Here is a 363-nt window from a genome sequence, read left to right on the forward strand (position 1 = left end):
GCCCGACTACGGCACGCGGTCAGCGACAGTCTTGTTGATCGACCACACAGGGCTCGTCACTTTTGCTGAAAGAAGCTACGAACACGGTGAATTTCGCGAAGACCGCAAATACGAATTCCGGATTTCCTGAACCTTAAATTTTCAAGATGGCAAATTCACTCGGCAAGCGCTATTGTCCAGCCCGCTTTTGCCATAAAAGCGGCACAGCAAAAACAACCTATAAACCCCAAGCGGGCCAGCCGCTTGGGGTTTAATCATCCTGCTAGGCAAAATCGACGCCCATGCTCTCGAACAGGCGCTTGTACTCTGGATACCAACGCTCCCATTCGGAACTGCGTTCAATTCCATGGCCGTCTAAAATCG

The 363-nt window shown here is 51.2% G+C and carries 1 protein-coding gene; it reads left to right on the forward strand.

Translation table 11 applies throughout. The features are described from left to right. The coding region (locus R0J87_RS18905; RefSeq protein ID WP_498888146.1) for an NRDE family protein at positions 1-130 on the forward strand (130 nt) is incomplete at its 5' end. Between the last annotated feature and the right edge of the window lie 233 nt (positions 131-363).

Origin of the sequence: Halomonas sp. SIMBA_159 (genome assembly GCF_046536035.1) — a bacterium.
Taxonomy (GTDB): domain Bacteria; phylum Pseudomonadota; class Gammaproteobacteria; order Pseudomonadales; family Halomonadaceae; genus Vreelandella; species Vreelandella venusta_A.